This is a genomic window from Rhodopseudomonas palustris BisB18 (assembly GCF_000013745.1).
Lineage (GTDB): Bacteria > Pseudomonadota > Alphaproteobacteria > Rhizobiales > Xanthobacteraceae > Rhodopseudomonas_A > Rhodopseudomonas_A palustris_F.
Window position 1 is genome coordinate 678321 of record NC_007925.1, and the last position, 18001, is coordinate 696321.

An 18001-nucleotide genomic window follows, 5' to 3' on the forward strand; every position below is an offset into this window, starting at 1 on the left:
CGTGACGCGAGGGAGGCCGCTGAGAGACTATCCTCGCGTTTGCCCGTATGCGTGCGCGTGATGATTTCACGTGCTTCGACTAGCAGAGGAGCTCCGGCTTGGACGCCGATCACCCCGAAAGCGGAGTCCTTATTCCACGCCGAAGCGGCAAGGGCGCTTATCCTGCGAGCTCGCTGTTCAACCAATGGGATCAGGAAACTCAGAGACGAAGAATAGAATCGGGTATGGAGACCGTTCTCCCACATTATGGACAACCACCTAGCCCTATACGCATGCCTGACACCTCACACACCAAACTATTCGCTCGTAAGATCTCCGACTTCTGCCGCCTGCGTATCGACCCGGTGCTCCCTCCGCAGGAAAGCGCTCGGATCAGAACGTTTCTGCTGCACCTGATCGCAGGTTCTGTAACGCCGCCGCGCAAACTGCGCGGATACGATTGGGAAGAAATTGCACTCCAGTGTGGTCTCGACGAGAAGGCTTTATGGAACGTAAAGGCAACGATCGAACCTGCCCTCGACGCAATCACCCGCAATACCAAGCCCCTCGCCGTGCGGCCTGCGATTGCTGCCCCGTCGCGCAAAAATCCGACGTCTGTGCCGCGCCGGGGGCGCCCCTCGAAGCAACTCTCAAAGGATGAGCGCTCGGAGGGCCGCCGCGGAGTGGCTGACCCATCAAAGCGGAAAGCGGCAATGGACCGACAGAAACCGGGCCAAAAGCCGCGCGCCATCGAGGAGTTTCCTGAACCTCTGTTCCAGCAATGGATCGAACCGACGTCCTTTCCAGAAGCGCTTGAGCTTCACATGCGCCGTCATGGTGATAGCTATTGGCACCTCCATCGCGCGGTAGTCCGAGATGACGAAAACCTCGACCGTTCGACGATTCGTCATTGGCTGCAGGGATCAAAGGCACCACGCAGCGCGGCGAGCATGGAGGTGCTCGCGCGCATCGAGCGCCGCTACCGCCTGCCAGCAGAATATTTCAAAGCAAAGCTGCCGCATCAGACACGCTCCACCACCGGACATATGCTTGAAGATATAAGCGCTGCGGAACGACGACGGCTTGCATGGCATCTGCCTGACGACTTCAACATGCGGTCACGCGAATCGCAGGAAGAGATTCTGGAATGGGTTCGGCGCGTTATCATCAATGGCTCGACGGACTATAGGCGTTATCAAGCAGCCGCGATGAAACAGCGCTATGCAATCCGCTTTCCTGGCATTGCCTACGGCCAGTCCGAGACCACGAAAGAGAGCTGTCAAGATCGGTATGAGCGATATGACGATGATGGTGCTTCGTTCACTGACCCCGACCTGATGTCCGGCGTTATCGATGCCCCTCCCGCCCTCGCCATGGAGATGGCTGAGCTCATCCGATTCAAGACCGCGACGCTTACCGCGTTCGGCCTGCAACGTAACGGAGTCTGGGATGAAGAGACCGCGTCGCAAAAGGTCGAGCATCTCGGATTGATGTTCGGTGCGCTGGCCGCGCATCCGCAAGGTCCGGTCCGCGGCTATGGGGTGCCGCATAAGCATTTGACCTTTGGTCTACTCGTCTTCCCGTCGATCTGGGACTGGTATGTGCAATGGCGCGAACGGCGCCGCGGTTTCTACACCGCATGGGAAGTGGACATGCTGCGCATTTCGCTCGCTCTGACGCGCAAAGACACAGGCTGGCTGCGGCAGCATCCCCATCTTGCATCCCGCGTGCGTCCGATCGAGGGACTGGTTTCGCAGAGGGATATCGAGCGCGCCCAAGCCGACTGGGACGACGCCTGCGACATCTACTTCAAGCACGCCTCATCCCGAGCAAAGGAAATCCAGCGTGTTGCGCGCGTCCATCGCGATCCCTTCGAGCCGATCATGCCGGTGCTCGAAGCCGACAGTCCTGTCGGCGAGTACCGGAAGATCACCGAGGAGATCCTTCGGCTGATGCCGGATGAGCGCCTCTATCGTCGCTCGGCAGCCGAGGCCGTCCGATCGTTCCTGATGCTGCGCTTCGGGTTGCATCTTGGATTGCGTCAGAAGAACCTGCGTCAACTGATGGTCTGCGAGCGTGGCAAGCTAGCTCGATCCGAGCGCCAATTCGCGGATATGAAGCGGGGAGAGCTGCGTTGGAGCGAGCGCGATTGCGGCTGGGAGGTTCTAATTCCAGCCGTCGCGTTCAAGAACGCCAACTCGTCGTTTTTCGGCAGCAAGCCCTTTCGTCTGATCCTGCCAAACCTTGGCGGTCTCTACGACCACATCGAAGCTTATATTGGTCGACATCGAGAGACGCTTCTCAAAGGAGCGCCAGACCCCGGCACCTTCTTCATTAAAACAGTGAAGGCGACCAGCAGGGACGCGTCATACGATCAGAACACCTTCTACGAGGCCTGGCGTCTGACCATCCAGCGGTACGGCATCTACAACCCGTACACCGGCCGCGGCGCAATTAGCGGCATTCTGCCCCAGGGCCCTCACAACGTTCGCGACGTGCTGGCCACGCACATCCTGAAGCAGACCGGTTCTTACGAACAGGCAAGCTACGCCATTCAGGACACGCCCGATATGGTCGCGCATCACTACGGTCGCTTCTTACCGCAGGACAAGGCCGCCCTGGCAGCCCGGATTTTGAATCAAGTATGGGAGGCGGCGTAGATCGCTACCACCGGCGAGCGTCCGGGCACCTCACGTCTGGCTGAGGCGCCGATCGCTGTCGATCAGCATAGCGCCAGCAAAATAACCGGACAACTAGGCTTCATTTGCTCACGGCAACCGGCGTTCCAGTAATGACTGGAGCGACCGCACTAGCACCAGACGTCGTCGCCCGACCGTCGTCGTTGTGAGATGACCATCTCCGATAAGTTCGTAAAGTTTGGTTCGCCCCAAACCGGTAACCTCGCACGCTTCGGCAATCGTGCAGCTGAGCCGCTGCGCGAATGGAACGGGAGCTCCCACGTTATCAGCACCCCTTGGAACTTGAATAGCGCCACCCTCTTGTTGCTGACCGCGCCGCATGGATCCTCCACTGTCACCAAGATCTTGGCGTGAGATTTGACCGCATCGGCTTGCGAGTCAATTGATGCTGCCGGCTACGTTGGCGTGCGTCCGGCGACGCCAGTGAATAGTAGAGGGGCGCCGGATACAAAAGGCGAAACTGATTTATTTCTGAATATCACTCACTCACAAATTTCATCTCAAGGTTGATTGGCTTAAAGAGCCGACCGACGGCGGCGGAGGCTGCAATAGCGCAGCACCGCGGCATTTTCGCTGCCCCTTGAGAATCGGCAGCGCTTAGATGATAATTCGCAACTCGCGCTACTACTACACTACGAATCTAGGGGTCAGGAGTTCGAATCTCTTCGGGCGCGCCACTTGCGTACAAAACTGCGAACGTTGGGGTTCGCGTTTTGATCGCCGGCAATGACCTGCTCCAGGGTCGCCTTGTCACCTACGATGCGGATGGCATGATCATCGACCTCCACCCGATCCACGACGGATTTGATATAGGCCTTCCGGAAGGGGATTGGTCCGGAGGTGATATTTTCCCGCATAAGCCTGCCAAACCGCTCGATGGCTTGGGCATCGAAAGTATGAGACTTCGGCCGGAGCTTGATGCGATCCAAAGCCTCCTTAGCCCGGTCTCGGTCGGTCTTGAGAGCCGCCATCCGCTCCTTCAGGATGTCGTCCAGTTCGGTGAGACCGTTTTCCACCATGGTGTAGAGACGCTTCAGCTTGTCCTCCGCCGCAGTCAATTCCGACCGCAAATTGGACACCCGCTGATCTACCTCGGCCGCTTGTTCTGACCGACGATCCGCGAGCTTGCCGAGAATGAGCGCCAGCCGTTCTGGCTGGAACAGGCGCTCGGGAAGGTTCTCCACCACGATGGCATCAAGCTTGGCCATCGGGACCGAACGCCCTTTGCAGCCAGTCTTTCCCAGGCGTGCGCAGGTCGAACAGGTGTAATATTTGTGAACCTTGCCAGTCGAGGACGTGCCGGTGCGCAGCGTCATGGCGCCGCCGCAGCCGGCGCAGGTGGCAATCCCAGTTAGCAAGATCGGTCCAGTCACGACGCGGGGCGCGGTCACTCTCGGGTCACGCGTCTTGAGGGGTTGTCAATCGGCGCATCGCGCGGCGGTTTGAGGTGGTCCCCAAGATGCATAGGGAGCGGGTCCCCTGGCGGCGGCGGCGGCGGCGACGTCGCGATCGAGGGAGGGCCGCAAATAGGCTTCGCCGTTTTGGTCGAGTGGCTTTCGTCGATCAGTAATCGACTAGCGTCGCTGGCGATGGGAAATTGGCTCGATGGACAAACCAGTTCGGGATCGCCGCTTCTCGTAGCGGCGATCCCGAACATTCTAGGTCGTTCTATTCTAACGTTCGGGCTACTTGATCTCGTCCTCCTCTTGGCCGCCATCGAGGCGTGGCCGAACAATCTTGCCCTTCTTCTCCGCGGCCATGACCAGCGCCGCTTCCTCGTGCGCGCGCAGCCAGTAATCGGCGTCATGCGGCGAGTGCTCTGTCGCAGTCACGAACATCTCCGTTGCGAACGCGCTGCGCAGTTCACGGGCGATGTCCTCCTTCCACTTCTGGCGCAGCACCTGCGTGGTGATGCGGCGCGTCGTGCGGGTGCCGGTGTGCATGATGAGTTCGGCAATCTCCCAGGCGCGCGCGTAGGCGGCCTCGGTGTCCGGAAGGATCTCGTTGACCATACCAAGCTGGAGCGCTTTGCGGGCAGTGATGATCTCGCCGGTCAACTCGGCATAAGCATAGCGTTTGCGGCCCATCAACTCGCGCCATGCGATCTGGATGCCGTCCCCGGGGACCATGTTGGTACGGAAGTGCATTTCCGTGGTCCATGCGTTCTCGGTGCACAATGTGATGTCGCTGAACATGACGAGGTCGGTATGGAAGGCTGCGCCGTTCCACACGCCGATCGTCGGCACTTCGACGTCGAATACCTGGCCTTCGATGTCATTCGTGCCATCGTAGTATTGGAAGTCATACATCTTCCAAGATTCGGCCGGGTTGGAGGTGAACTCCGTAGCGGGGTGCCAAACTCCTTCCTTGTCGACGCGGCCAATGCCTTTGGTGAAATCCTTGCCGGTACCGCCGAGGATAATGATTTCGTTTTCCGGATCCCGTCCCGCCCAATCGAAGAAGAGATGCAGGCCTTGGTGCGCCTGAGCGCCCCATTGCATGCTGTCGCCGTCGGTATGGAGTCGGGCCTCCAGGATGCCGTTCGTCCGCTTCATGGTGAAGCAATGTTTCAGTTTTTCGGAATACTCCGCGAAACTCATGTGAGGCACTACCCCATATCCATGATGAGCGTCGACAGAGCGCTTGCTCCGAGCGTGATCCGAAGGATAATTTGCCTTGATAACCATGGTGATCTCCTGCCAAGCGGGCGTGTCCACCCGTCAAACATCTCATTGACGGCTGACATCACTGATGCGAAACGCGCATATTCACGACTACTCAAAATGATATCTGTACATTCCAGTGCGCCGCGACCGGGGCGTACCACTGACAACTCAGTCGCAGAAATTCTTTTTATTGGGCCGGTTATGTGCGGTTGGCATATCCGTCGACCGTGCCGACCGGCGGACCGCGCGGGAGACTCATTGCGCGCGCCGGCACGGTCGGGGGCGCCCAAGGTTCGCGCGTAACCTCCTTATGTCGGCGCTGGCATCGGTTGATGCCATAATAGAACTTGGCGTTATAACTCTCGCTATCTAGATCTGCCACGGTGGAAAGAGGCCGAACGACGCTCAGGTCTGCATCTCAGATCGAAAAGTCCGGCTTGGTAATCATCGAAGGTGTTCGCGGCGGCCCATCGTGTGCCCCCGCAAGCAGCGATAAATACAGGTATGCGGCCAACAGCTAGAGAGAATTCCTGAACGGCAAGAGAGCCGCAGCGCGTTTTCCGCAGCATCGGATGCATGACACCGGCAGAACGAACGGGGTGAACAACCGCCGTTCCGCTGACGACGTTTGTTTTCGTCGAAGGCGAGGGGCTTCGACCAATTTGTCTACCGAGGGTGAACTGGGCGGAACGGCCATGCCTGGAGGCGCAGCGTCTAGTTGAGTCCGCCGACTTTGACAGCCAACGCCGCGCTCGATGCGCGCGCGAACGATGGAATTCGTCCGTAAAGGCGGATCAGCGCAGAAAAAGGGGTAAAGCTAAAGATGACCTACAGCAGAAGAATCTCAGCCATCGCCACCGCGCTCGGCTTGGCGCTTGCCGCCTCGGCCGCGGCCAATGCGGCAGAATCGATCACGCCGCTACAGCCGGGCGCGACGACCGGCGTCCCGAATGCCGCATTGCCGCCGCCCGGCCTCTATTTCTCATCCGACGTCGACTACGCCTGGGGTACGATGCGGAACAATTCGGGCGCGGTTTCTCATGTTCCGGCCGATAACAATCCCAACATCAAGGCCGCCAATGTCGAGGCCGTCGCCGCGCTTATGTGGTCGACTCCCTGGGAGGTGTTCGGCGCCAACTACGGGATGGCGATCGCCCAGCCGATCAAGTTCGCGCACAACACGATCACCGACCCGCTCGCCGCAAGCGATTGGCACGCCGCCGGCCTCGTCGGAACCGTCGTCACGCCGATCATCTTGTCATGGAATATGAAGAACGGCTTCTTTATCGGCGCCGGGTTCTCCATCGCCACGACCGACGGCAAGGTCAGCGATGTCTGGGACGCGCAAAGGGGAAAATATGTGCTCAGCAAGAGTAACATCGCCGACAATTATTGGACGTTCCAACCGAATTTCGCGATCAGCTACATCAAGGACGGCTGGACATTGTCCGCCAACAACGTCTTCGACTTCAACACGAAGAACACGACGACAGACTATCAGACCGGAAAGACCTACTATCTGGACGTTACGGTCGCCAAGCGCTTCGGCAAGTGGAACATCGGAGCGGTCGCAAACTACACGCAGCAGTACGAGAATGACAGTCAGTTCGGTGTGTCTCTTGCGAATACCAAGGTGCAGCACGTGATGGTCGGACCGATGGTCGCCTATGACTTCGACCGCTTTACGGTGATGGCGCGCTATCTCGCTAATGTCCATACCGAAAATGACGTTGGCATCTCATTCCTTCACCTCGGTATTGCGATGAAGCTGTAGAAGAGCCGCTTCCTTTCGCCTGCTATCAGCGGCCGCCTTCTCGGCGGCCGTTTTATAGTGTGGCAAGCATGGGGCACCCCCTATGGCTGCACGTCTCGTCGCGGGTTGACCGCGAAGTCCGAGACGAGGGTAGTTGCTAGCGAACTGCGCGCGCAGGCAATGGAGACGGGGTGCGCCCATATCGCGGATTTACAGACGTAGTCCGATTGAATCGCTCAGACGACTGCGACGCCCTCCAAGATGACCTGCGCGCCCTCGTTATTGCCAAGGCAAACATCGCTACTCCAGTCCCAAGTGCGAGAGAATTCCTTGAATTCGGTCAGGAAGCCTTTGAGGCTGGGATTGCTATTCTCTGGGTTCCACAACATTTCCACCTCGAACATGCAATCGCTTTCGGCGAACATGATCAGCCGGGCGTTGGCGCCAACGAGATAGCGCCGGTGCAGCGGCAGCAAGATGACGGCCCGGTCGTTGAACTCGACGTTGAAGCACACCGTCTCTAAGTTCGCGCACTCCTTCCACGTCTTGTACTCGTAACCATGGCGCGAGAAGAAATGGCTGTTGAACTCGAACGACATTGGGGAAATCTGTCGATTTAGGCCAATCATCGGCCATTGCGCCACATCTGAAATGCTCACCCGTTCCTTGACCGCCAGGGCATGGTTGCGGTTGATCACCAAGCACAGCGGATCGGATGCGATGGTGAAATTTGCCAGGTGCGGCGGCGTTACGGCACCGCGCGGCCGGATGACAAAGCCGAGATCGCTCTCGCCTCGCTCAACGCGCGGCATGATCGTATCGACGTCGCCGTCGACGCAATCAATCGCCACCTGAGGATGACGGTCGTTATACCCGATCAGGAAGGCCGAAAGAAACGACCGCGTCGCTTCTCCGAGAATGCCGATCGACAGCGAGTGCCGGCTAACGCCGGGGCAAGTGCGGATCATGGCAAGCGATTGTTCGTACTGGGCGTTTATCTTGGCACATTCGCCGGCGAACACTCTGCCGACATCGGTCAGGTCAACCCGATGGGTGTTGCGCGTCAGCAATTGCGCGCCGAAGTGCAACTCCAAGAATTTGATATGCCGGCTCAGCACCGGCTGTGTCATGTTGAGCCGTCTGGCGGCGCGGGTGAAGTTCAAGCTCTCGGAAAGGACAAGAAACTCGAGTAAAAGTCTTAGGTCCATGATCGACTCTCGTCAGTTTCCGCTATTAGGCGTTTGAACGCCAACGGCAGGCTTAAACTTGGGTATACGGAGACACAAACGCGAGCATCGCCGGCGACCGGCCGAACGCTCCGGTCCTCGCATCCTAGTATCGAGGTGCGATCGGCGCAGCGTGATGTAGATCAAACCCTTTCCGGTTGCGGGACAAGATCCGGGAGGACGTCGAGGTTGCGCCACTCCGAGCAAGCCCGGTCCAGCCAGATCTGAACGACATGATCCAGGGCTGGCGAGCGCGGCTTAACGCATTGAAGATAAAATATTGTAGCCCCGTCTATTTCTTCGCTCCCCAGCTTGCTCGCCGTGACCAATAAGTGTTGCCGGACGCATCGCGCAACTCACGGCTGCTGTTCGACGGTGGCCGCCCCACATCGGACGGTGTGGCGCCGCCTTCGGTTGCGGAACGACGAGCTCTTTTTTGGGCGGCTGGCCGAAGCTGCCGCAGACCTGTTTCGCGATTGGCATGATCGCGACCGGAGAGGCTCCGTCCCCAGGCATGGGATCCGTCCGACCTCTGCGTTTCGCTCGATGTTGGCGGCCGGTGAAGGATACGGCCGCGCTAACGCCGTGCTTATGCATTCCAGCTATCACGGCCGAATGAGAAAGAATTGGGCCATCTCGGGTTATTCGATTATCGTTCACCGCAAGTCGACGGTCGATCTTTGGTAAGTAACTCATCCGGATCTTCCATCTAATCATCAGTCAAATAGAGCAGGCGAGACCGTCTCGGCCCCGATCTCACTTACATCGGGATGAGGACGAGGTGGTCGGTCGCGTATCCGCGGCTTGCTCCTGGATCTGGAAGCATCAGACTATGAATCATCCCGAAAGAACGGTCATTACGGCGGCGTTGACCGGTGCGATGACGCCAAAAGACATCAACGAGTTCATCCCACTGACGCCGCAAGAGATTGCTTCCGACGCATACGCGTGTTGGAAGGCCGGCGCGGCGGTGGTCCACATTCACATGCGCGACGATGCCGGGCACGGCACGATGAGCGCGGCAAAATTCGCCGAGACGATTGAACTCATTCGTGACCACAAGGATTGCGACGTCATCATCAACTGCACGACCTCCGGCGACAACCGGGCGAGCGACGCGGAACGTATGATCCACGTCGCGACCGTCGATGGCGTTGAGATGGCGTCCTATGACGCCGGTTCGTTCAACTGGATGCCCGGTGGTGTGTTCATGAACTCGCCGAAATTTCTCGACGAGCTTGGCCAGTTGCTGATAGCGCGCGGCATCAAGTCCGAGATCGAGATCTTCGACTCGGGCATGCTCGGCATTGCCGATTACTTTATGAAGAAGGGCAAGCTCTCGACGCCGGGCCACTACCAGTTTTGCCTCGGCGTGCTGGGCGGGATGCCGGCGACGGTCGAAAACCTGATTTACTTGAAGAGCAAACTCCCGGCGGACGCCACGTGGTCGGCGTTTGGCGTCGGCAAGGATCACTTGCCGATCCTGTTCGCGGCAATTGCACTCGGCGGCAACGTGCGTGTCGGTCTGGAAGACAACGTCTATTTCGCGAAGGGCGTGAAGGCGACCAATGTCGGTCTCGTCGAGCGGGCGGTGCAAGCCATCCGGCTCTACGGCAAGCGTCCGGCGAGTCCCGCGGAGGCTCGAGAAATCCTCGGCATTCCGGCCTTGAACATTTGAAAGCGGAGACAACCATGAGAGACGCCGTCATCATTTCCGCCGTGCGCACGCCTGTCGGGCGTTGTCGTGGCGCGCTGGCCTCCGTCCCCGCCCATGTGCTCGCCGCTGCGGCGATCCGCGAGGCGGTGAGGCGGGCCGAAATCGACCCCGAGCGCATCGACGATGTCGTGTTCGCCAACCTGATGAACAACGAGATCAATAACATGGGCCGCATGGCGGCGCTCGAGGCTGGTCTGCCGGTTTCGGTCGGCGGCATCACGCTCGATCGCCAATGCGCGGCCTCGCTCAACGCGCTGGCTTATGGCGCAATGCAGATCATGGCGGGCTTTGCCGATGTGATCGTCGCCGGCGGCGTCGAGAGCGACAGCCGCCGCACTTACTCGATGGAGAAGAGCGAGATCGCATACTCGGTCGCACCACCGAAGTGGGTCGACATTCATACGAGTCCCGACAGCATCGGCAACCCGCCCATGGGCATCACGGCGGAGAATGTCGCCGAACGCTGGAAGCTGACGCGACAGGAACTCGACGAATTTTCGGTGCGCAGCCATGTGCTCGCGAGCGCCGCCTGGGAAGCCGGCCGCTTCCAGGACGAAGTCGTGCCGATCGAGGTGAAGGGTCCGAAGGGTAAGAAAACCGTGGTCGACCGCGACGAGTCGGTGCGCCCGGATTGCACACTCGAGTCGCTATCCGGCTTGCGCGCGGTGTTCAAACCCAATGGCGTCGTTACGGCGGGCAATTCGTCGCCAATGTCGGACGGCGGCGGCGCGATCGTGATCGTCGACCGAGACACCGCCACGAGCCTCGGCGTCGAACCATTGGCGATGTTCCGCGGTTATGCCGTCGCTGGCGTCGATCCCAACGTGATGGGTATCGGCCCGATCGCTGCGACGGCGAAGCTGCTCAAGCAGACCGGGCTCAAGGTCGCCGACATCGATCTTTGGGAGCTCAACGAAGCCTTCGCGTCACAAGCGCTGGCCTGCATCCGCGAGATCGGCATGGACCTCGACAAGGTTAACCCGAATGGCGGTGCGATCGCTATCGGCCATCCGCTGGCGGGTTCTGGCGCCGTGTTGGTTGCGCGCACCGTGCGCGAACTGAAGCGCCGCGATCTGCATCGCGCCGTTGTCACCTTCTGCGTTGGCGGCGGCCAGGGCGTCGCCGTGCTGCTTGAGAGGAACTGACGCCATGTCCGGCAAGATTCGCAACCAGGACGAGATCATAGCCCTGTTCAAGGACGGACAGACGATCGTGGTTGGTGGCTTCGCCAATCACGGCGTGCCCGATGCGTTGGTGAGCTGCGTCCTCGAAAGCGGCGCGCGGCATCTGACGTTGATTTCTAACGACACCGGCGACGCCAATCTGACAGTCGGCCGGCTTATCCATAACGGTCGCGTCGGCCGCATGATTGGCTCGCATATCGGCATGAACAGCGAAATGGTGGAGATGGTGGCGCAGGGTAAGATCGAGGTGACGTTGTCGCCGCAGGGAAGTTTCGCCGAGAGACTGCGCTGCGGCGGTGCCGGTCTGGGCGGCGTTTTGACCAAAACCGGTCTAGGCACCATCGCCGAAAACGGCAAGCAGGTGCTCGAAATGAACAGCGAGAGATGGATACTTGAGACGCCCTTGCGCGGCGACGTCGCGTTGGTGCGCGCACACGGCGCCGACCCGCTCGGCAACCTGACCTATCGCGGCACCTCGCGTAACTTCAACCCGCTCGCCGCCAGGGCTGCCGACCTCACCGTGGTCGAGGCGGATTGCTTCCTCGAACTCGGCGAACTCGAGCCCGATCGCATCATCACCCCCGGCGTCTACGTAGACATGATCCTGGCGCACTGAGGAGAACGACATGGACATCCGCCACCGCATGGCCAAGAGAGCCGCCGCGTATTTCGCCGCCGGCGATATCGTCAATCTCGGCATCGGCGTGCCGAGCATGTGCAACAACTACGCCGTTCCTGGCGTGATGTTTCACACAGAAAACGGCCTCATCGGCGTCGGCCCGCTCGCCGAGGGGCTGCAAAGAGTGGAGAGTTTCTCCAACGCAAACGCCATGCGCTTCGTGCCCGTGGTCGGCGCGAGCGCCTTCGACAGCGCCGAGAGCTTCGCGATCGTCCGCTCGGGACGCCTCGCCGCCACCGTCTTGGGCGGCCTGCAAGTGTCGCGGGAGGGCGATCTCGCCAACTGGGCGCGGCCAGGCAAGATGTTAGGAATGGGCGGGGCCATGGACCTCGTCAATGGCGCGCGGAAGGTGATTGTCACGATGGAACTGACCGCCAAGGGCGCGCCGAAGATCCTGAACAAGTGCACCTATCCGCTCACCGGCGTCGCCTGCGTCGATCACATCGTCACCGAGCAATGCGTGATCGATGTGACGCCGGAGGGTCTAGTGTTGCGCGAGTTGCTGGAGGGGCTCGTCCCGGACGACATCCGTCGTCAGATCGAGCCGGAACTGATGGTCTTCGACACGCTGATCACCATGGTGGCGTAAACCGACGGCCGCATGATGGGACGCGGCGATGTGGCGGGATTGGGAAGTTCAATGAGCGAAATCGCCGTCAATCGGAGCGTTCTCGAAACCACATTGTCTGGCGCTTTCGAGCGTCGCAGCAATTTTGGAGCCCACGGTTGGTCGATCATCCTGATCGAAGCCGCACTGTTGTGGATTTCGTCCGGCTCGGTGGTGCATGGCCTCAACATCATCCTGCCGGCGCTGACCGCGACCTATTCGCTTGACAACACTCGCCTTCTGGCGTTGGCGACGCCGGCCTCCTGGGCCTCCATCCTCGCCGGCCTCGTTGGCGCCTGGGTTTGCGCCCACATGGGGCCAAAGTTTCTCATTCTGCTCAGCCTTACCGGCGGCGGCATCGCCTTCGGGCTGCTCGGCACTTGGGGCAGCACGACCGGTTTCTTCATCCTCTTTTCGATAGTCTGTTTCTTCGACACCTGTCTTGCCTATATCGGCGGGCCGACGCTGGTGACGAGTTGGTTCCCGCGCAAGAAGGGTCTCGCCTTCGGTTGGGCGACGATGGGCCAGACGTTCTCGACGGCAACCTACGTGCCCTATGTGGCCTTTTGTTTCGCGACCTTCGGCATTCAAAGAGGGTTCTGGGGCATTACGTTTCTGATGGCGGTGATGGCGGTTGTGGTCTGGCGCTTCGCCGCCGATACGCCGGAAGCGCTGGGCTGCGCGCCCGACAATATGCCGATGTCTCCCGAAGAGATCGACCGGTCGCGCCGCGATCAGGAAGCGTTCGTCGATCCGATCACCGTTCGCCAATTGCTCGGGATGCGCGACGTCTGGTTCATGGGCCTCGCGTTCGGCGGTCTCTACATCATCATCGTCGGTCTGCTGTCGCAATTCGTGGCGCGGCTCATCGCGATGGGCTACCCGCTGAATACAGCCATTCTCTATATGTCGATCGCGGCGATCATCGGCGTGCCAGGGGCCTATATGTGGGGCTGGCTCAGCCAGAAGCTCGGCGTCAAGGCCTGCGCGATGCTCTATCTCGGCTGGTACGCGGTCGCGCTGGCGATCAACATCTTCGAACTCAATACTGTGACGATGTGGATCTCGCTCGTCATGATCGGCGAGGCGCTCGGCGGAGCGACCAACCTGTCGATGTCGATCGTGGCAGAGAAATTCCCGCGCGGCGCCTTCGTCAAAGCCTGGGGCGTGGTCAATCCGATCCAGTCGATCGTGCGCTGCTGCGCCTTCGCGATCCTGGCCTTCGGGCTCACCTATCTCGGCGGTTTCCGTGGAGCCTATTCGATCCTGCTTGGGATCGCGTTGATCTCCATGTTTCTACTTTGGCTGATCGACACCACGCCAGTCAGGACGACGGCCATGACATGAGCCGCGCGCTGACTGGAACGGGCTGACGGCCCGCCGCGCCAACCAAGCCACATTTTTCGAATCTCGAGCCGCGACCCGACTGGGCGCGGAACGGGAGCGCTTGCCCCCGCCCGCCACCTGCGTCCGGGAAATTCCTCAAACGGAGTGAAATGTCATGAGTCAGACTATCAGCATACCCATCGACGTCAGCGATACGCGATCGAACTTCGGCAAATGGGGATGGTCGGTCGTCACCATCGAAGGCTTGATGCTATGGATCGCCGCCGGCGTTCAAGTGCACGGCCTCAACATCATGGTGCCGGTACTGTCCGAATACTTCGACATCCCAAAGACGACCTTGTTGTTTTGGGCGACCCCGGCCTCCTGGGGCTCGGTGGTGGCGGCTTATGTGCTCGCCAAGGTAGTTGAGTGGAAGGGCGCCAAGTTCACCATCATTTTCAGCCTCATCGCCTGTGCACTTTGCTTTGGTTTGATTGGAACATGGAATTCCGTTGCTGCCTTCGTCGTGCTGTTTTCCGGCGTCTGCTTCTTCGGCTCGGGCTACGCCTACATCGCCGGTATGGCGCTGATCGCCAACTGGTTCCCCAAGAAGAAAAGCCTCGCCCTGGGCTGGGTCACGATGGGGCAGACCATGTCGACCGCCTTGTTCGTGCCGATGCTGGCGGCTTTCTTCGGCTTCTTCGGCGTCCAGTACGGGTTCTGGGCGGTGTCGGCAATCATGGTTGTGCTGCTCATTCTGGTCATGTCCTTCGTCGTGGATACGCCCGAAGAGCGCGGTTGCACGCCCGACAACGTACCGATGACCGCCGCGGAAATCGCGCAGTCGAGGGAAGAGCAGGAAAACTACGTCGTTCCCTTCAGCTCGCTGCAACTGCTCGGCATGCGTGACGTCTGGCTCATCGCTCTCGGTTCGGGCGGCATTTATGTGGTGCTCGTCGGCGTCCTGTCGCAACTCGTGCCGCGCCTGATGGCGTTGGGCTACTCGCTCCAGACCGCCATTCTGTTTCTCTCGATCGCTGCCTTCATTGGCGTTCCCGGCGCCTATATTTGGGGATGGCTCGGCCAGAAGGTCAGCACCAGGACCAGCCTGATCATCTATAGCCTGTGGTGGTTGGTTGCGGTGATGTTGAACATGTTCGAGTTCAACACCTTCACGCTCTATGCCTCATTAGGGATGATCGGTCTCTCCTTCGGCGGCGCGACCAATCTCACCACTTCGATCGTCGCCGAGAAATTCCCGCGGGCGGCTTTCATCACGGCGTTCGGCGTGATCCAGCCGATCCAGAGCATCATCCGCTGCTGCGCCTTCGCGATTCTCGCCTTCGGCCTCACCTACCTCGGCGGTTACACCGGCGCTTATGCGTTGCTCGCCGGCGTAGCGGTGCTCAATGCGCTGCTGTTCTGGGCTACCGACCCCACACCGGTCGCCTGAGCTCGCGCTGGAGGCCGCCCGAGTGGGGCCTCCGCCAACAACCGGGGGGAGGGGAGCCCGCGCCCCGCTCCCCCGTCCGCCCAGGCGTCCCTTTCGCGCTCCCCTGAACCAAAAACAACAAGGTCCTCTTCCCATGTCCGACGTCGTCATCGTCTCGGCGGTTCGCACCGCTATTGGCTCCTTCAATGGCGCGCTAGCATCGCTTGCTGCCCACGAACTCGGCGCAATCGTGATCCGCGCCGCCCTGGAGCGCGCCGCGGTCGCGCCGCAGGAGGTCGACGAAGTCGTGTTCGGCCAAGTCCTCGTAGCCGGCCATGGTCAGAATCCGGTGCGTCGCGCCGCGCTCGCCGCCGGCCTGCCGGTGGCCTCGACCGCCTTCGGTCTCAGCCAGGTCTGCGGCTCGGGCCTGCGCTCGGTGCTAATCGGCGCGCAGATTATCGCCGCGGGCGATGCCGACATCCTGGTCGTCGGCGGCCAGGAGAGCATGAGTCAGGCACGCCACGCCATCCACCTGCGCTCCGGCGTCAAAATGGGTCCGGCACAACTCGTCGACACGATGGTCGTCGACGGACTTTGGGACGCGTTCGCCGACTACCACATGGGCCAGACGGCGGAGAACATCGCCGAACAGTGGGGGCTCAGCCGTGCCGAACTTGACGCCTTTGCCGTCGCTTCACAGCAGCGCGCCGCAGTAGCGCGCACAGCTGGACGTTTCGACGATGAGATCGTCCCGGTCAAAGTCGCGGGCCGCAGGGGCGACGTCATCGTCGCGGAAGACGAATACATCAAGCCCGAGACGACGCCGGAGGGCCTGGCCAAGTTGAAGCCGGCATTCTCCAAAACCGGCAAGGTCACCGCCGGCAACGCCTCCGGCCTGAATGACGGCGCCGCCGCGCTGGTGCTGATGACCGCCGCAGCGGCCCAAAAGCGCGGATTGATCCCGCTCGCCCGCATCGCGGGGGGCGCCGTCGCTGGTGTCGATCCGTCGATCATGGGCATCGGCCCGGTGCCCGCCTCGCGCAAGGCGCTCGGCAGAGCCGGCTGGAGCATCGCCGATCTCGACCTGATCGAGGCCAACGAAGCCTTCGCGGCGCAGGCAATCGCCGTTGTCCATGATCTCGACCTTGATCCGGCCAGGGTCAACGTCAACGGCGGCGCGATCGCGCTCGGCCACCCGGTCGGCGCCTCGGGCGCGCGCATCCTCGTGACGCTGTTGCACGAGCTTCGGCGCCGCGACGGTCGCAAGGGCCTCGCCACGCTCTGCGTCGGCGGCGGCATGGGCGTCTCGCTGTGCGTCGAGCGCTGAGTGCCAAAGCATCTCCCGTTTCCATTTCTCAAAGGAGTGTCAGGATCATGACCGACACATCACCGCTTGTACTTGTCATCAATTGCGGTTCGTCGTCGCTGAAATTTGCGCTTTTCGACCTCGATGAGAGCGACGCGTTTCTGACCGGCCTCGCCGAGAATCTTGGCGAAGCCGACGCCAGCATCCGCATCACCATCGACGGCGAACGCACATCGACGAGCATTCCGGGCGCCGATCACACCCGCGCGCTCGCAGGGCTCGTGGCCTTCCTCGAAGGCCGCTGCCTGCTGCCGCGTATCGCCGCGGTGGGCCATCGCGTCGTGCACGGAGGCGAGCGCTTTACCCATTCGGTGGAGATCTCGTCCGAAGTCCTCGACGGGATCGAGGACTGTTCAGCGCTCGCGCCGTTGCATAATCCGGCCCACCTGATTGGCATCCGCGCCGCACAGGCGGCGTTGCCGGGGGCGCGCCATGTCGCCGTGTTCGACACAGCCTTCCACCAGACGCTGTTGCCGGCCGCCTATCTGTACGCGCTGCCACAGCGCTACCGCCGCGAACTCGGCGTGCGCCGCTACGGTTTTCACGGCACCTCGCATCGCTATGTAGCGGGCCGCACCGTGGACCTGCTTGGTCTCGACCCGCTCGATCACGGCATCGTCGTTGCCCACCTGGGCAACGGGGCGTCCGCGACCGCCTTGTGCAACGGGGCGAGCGTCGATACGTCGATGGGCATGACGCCGGCCGAAGGCCTCGTCATGGGCACGCGCAGCGGCGACGTCGACGTCGGCGCCGTGCTGCACATCGCTCGTGCCGAGGGACTCGACCTCGACGGCATTGACAAGATGGTGAACGAGACGAGCGGTCTGCTCGGCCTCTCGGAACTCTCCAATGACTGCCGCACGCTTGAGAAGGCGGCTGCCAACGGGCACGCTGGCGCGGCCGAAGCGCTGTCGGTGTTCGTCCATCGCGTCGCCCGCACTATCGGCGGCCTCGCCATGTCGTTGAAGCGCCTCGATGCCATCGTGTTCACGGGCGGCATCGGCGAGAACTCGGTCCATGTCCGCGCCGCGGTGCTGTCGCATCTAAGCGTGCTCGGCATTGAGGTCGACGAGGCCGCCAACGCCGCCGTTCCACATGGCGGGATCGGCATCGTCAGCCGCGCGCGCCATCCGGTCGCGCTTGTCGTGCCCACCGACGAAGAACGCATGATCGCCTCCGACGCTGCCGCGATCGTGCTTGAACGCGGCCTCAAGGCGCCTCAGTCGATCCATATCCGCGCTGCCATTCTGTCACCTCCGGTCGCTCTTGCCGCGCCGACGAACGAAGAACGCACGATCGCCCACGACGTTGTCGCGATCGTATCTGACCGCGGCCTCACGGCGTCGCGGGCGATTTGAGGATGAGTG

Annotated in this window: 14 protein-coding genes and 1 tRNA gene; 11 read left to right on the forward strand and 4 right to left on the reverse strand. The window is 61.0% G+C overall.

Translation table 11 applies throughout. From position 1 onward, the window contains the following. Positions 1-272: 272 nt before the first annotated feature. Positions 273-2639, forward strand: a complete 2367-nt coding sequence (locus tag RPC_RS03170; protein ID WP_011471110.1) for a hypothetical protein — start codon at positions 273-275, stop codon at positions 2637-2639. 108 nt (positions 2640-2747) lie between these two features. Here RPC_RS03170 and RPC_RS25345 read toward each other — a convergent pair whose 3' ends face one another. Beyond that, the gene (locus tag RPC_RS25345; RefSeq protein ID WP_080507302.1) at positions 2748-2999 is read right to left on the reverse strand and encodes a helix-turn-helix domain-containing protein; all 252 of its coding nucleotides are present in this window, start codon (positions 2997-2999) and stop codon (positions 2748-2750) included. Positions 3000-3271: 272 nt separating this feature from the next. On the opposite strand from RPC_RS25345, the gene RPC_RS25920 reads away from it, so the two are divergent. Further along, positions 3272-3355: transfer RNA gene (locus tag RPC_RS25920), tRNA-Ser, on the forward strand. Here the strand turns inward: RPC_RS25920 and RPC_RS03180 are convergent. Both RPC_RS03180 and RPC_RS03185 read right to left on the reverse strand, forming a co-directional pair. Beyond that, positions 3326-4069, reverse strand: a complete 744-nt coding sequence (locus RPC_RS03180; RefSeq protein ID WP_011471111.1) for a zinc ribbon domain-containing protein — start codon at positions 4067-4069, stop codon at positions 3326-3328. The genes RPC_RS25920 and RPC_RS03180 overlap by 30 nt on opposite strands. A gap of 294 nt (positions 4070-4363) precedes the next feature. Beyond that, positions 4364-5278, reverse strand: a complete 915-nt coding sequence (locus tag RPC_RS03185; protein ID WP_208855632.1) for an enoyl-CoA hydratase/isomerase family protein — start codon at positions 5276-5278, stop codon at positions 4364-4366. 889 nt (positions 5279-6167) lie between these two features. Between RPC_RS03185 and RPC_RS03190 the strand changes: the two genes are divergently transcribed. Then, the gene (locus RPC_RS03190) at positions 6168-7118 is read left to right on the forward strand and encodes a SphA family protein (protein ID WP_011471113.1); all 951 of its coding nucleotides are present in this window, start codon (positions 6168-6170) and stop codon (positions 7116-7118) included. 215 nt (positions 7119-7333) lie between these two features. Here the strand turns inward: RPC_RS03190 and RPC_RS03195 are convergent, their stop codons facing one another. Further along, a complete protein-coding gene (locus RPC_RS03195; RefSeq protein ID WP_011471114.1) occupies positions 7334-8305 on the reverse strand; it encodes a LysR substrate-binding domain-containing protein in 972 nt (323 codons plus the stop codon). 850 nt (positions 8306-9155) lie between these two features. Between RPC_RS03195 and RPC_RS03200 the strand changes: the two genes are divergently transcribed. The 8 genes from RPC_RS03200 (at position 9156) to RPC_RS03235 (ending at position 17992) form a co-directional block, all read left to right on the forward strand. Continuing rightward, complete coding sequence (locus tag RPC_RS03200; RefSeq protein WP_011471116.1) at positions 9156-10001, forward strand: 3-keto-5-aminohexanoate cleavage protein; 846 nt, start codon at positions 9156-9158, stop codon at positions 9999-10001. A gap of 14 nt (positions 10002-10015) precedes the next feature. After that, a complete protein-coding gene (locus tag RPC_RS03205; protein WP_011471117.1) occupies positions 10016-11185 on the forward strand; it encodes a thiolase family protein in 1170 nt (389 codons plus the stop codon). A gap of 4 nt (positions 11186-11189) precedes the next feature. Continuing rightward, positions 11190-11840: a CoA transferase subunit A gene (locus RPC_RS03210; protein WP_011471118.1), complete on the forward strand. Its 651-nt coding sequence runs from the start codon at positions 11190-11192 to the stop codon at positions 11838-11840. Positions 11841-11850: 10 nt separating this feature from the next. Continuing rightward, complete coding sequence (locus tag RPC_RS03215; RefSeq protein WP_011471119.1) at positions 11851-12492, forward strand: succinyl-CoA--3-ketoacid-CoA transferase; 642 nt, start codon at positions 11851-11853, stop codon at positions 12490-12492. Positions 12493-12543: 51 nt separating this feature from the next. Next, positions 12544-13857, forward strand: coding sequence for an MFS transporter (locus RPC_RS03220; RefSeq protein WP_011471120.1), 1314 nt, complete (start codon positions 12544-12546; stop codon positions 13855-13857). Between the two features lie 154 nt (positions 13858-14011). Continuing rightward, positions 14012-15289 carry an MFS transporter gene (locus RPC_RS03225; protein ID WP_011471121.1) on the forward strand — a complete coding sequence of 426 codons (1278 nt, stop codon included), beginning with the start codon at positions 14012-14014 and terminating at the stop codon, positions 15287-15289. Positions 15290-15422: 133 nt separating this feature from the next. Next, on the forward strand, positions 15423-16595 hold the full coding sequence (locus tag RPC_RS03230; protein WP_011471122.1) for an acetyl-CoA C-acetyltransferase: 1173 nt from the start codon (positions 15423-15425) through the stop codon (positions 16593-16595). Between the two features lie 47 nt (positions 16596-16642). Further along, positions 16643-17992, forward strand: coding sequence for an acetate/propionate family kinase (locus tag RPC_RS03235; RefSeq protein WP_011471123.1), 1350 nt, complete (start codon positions 16643-16645; stop codon positions 17990-17992). Positions 17993-18001: the final 9 nt, after the last annotated feature.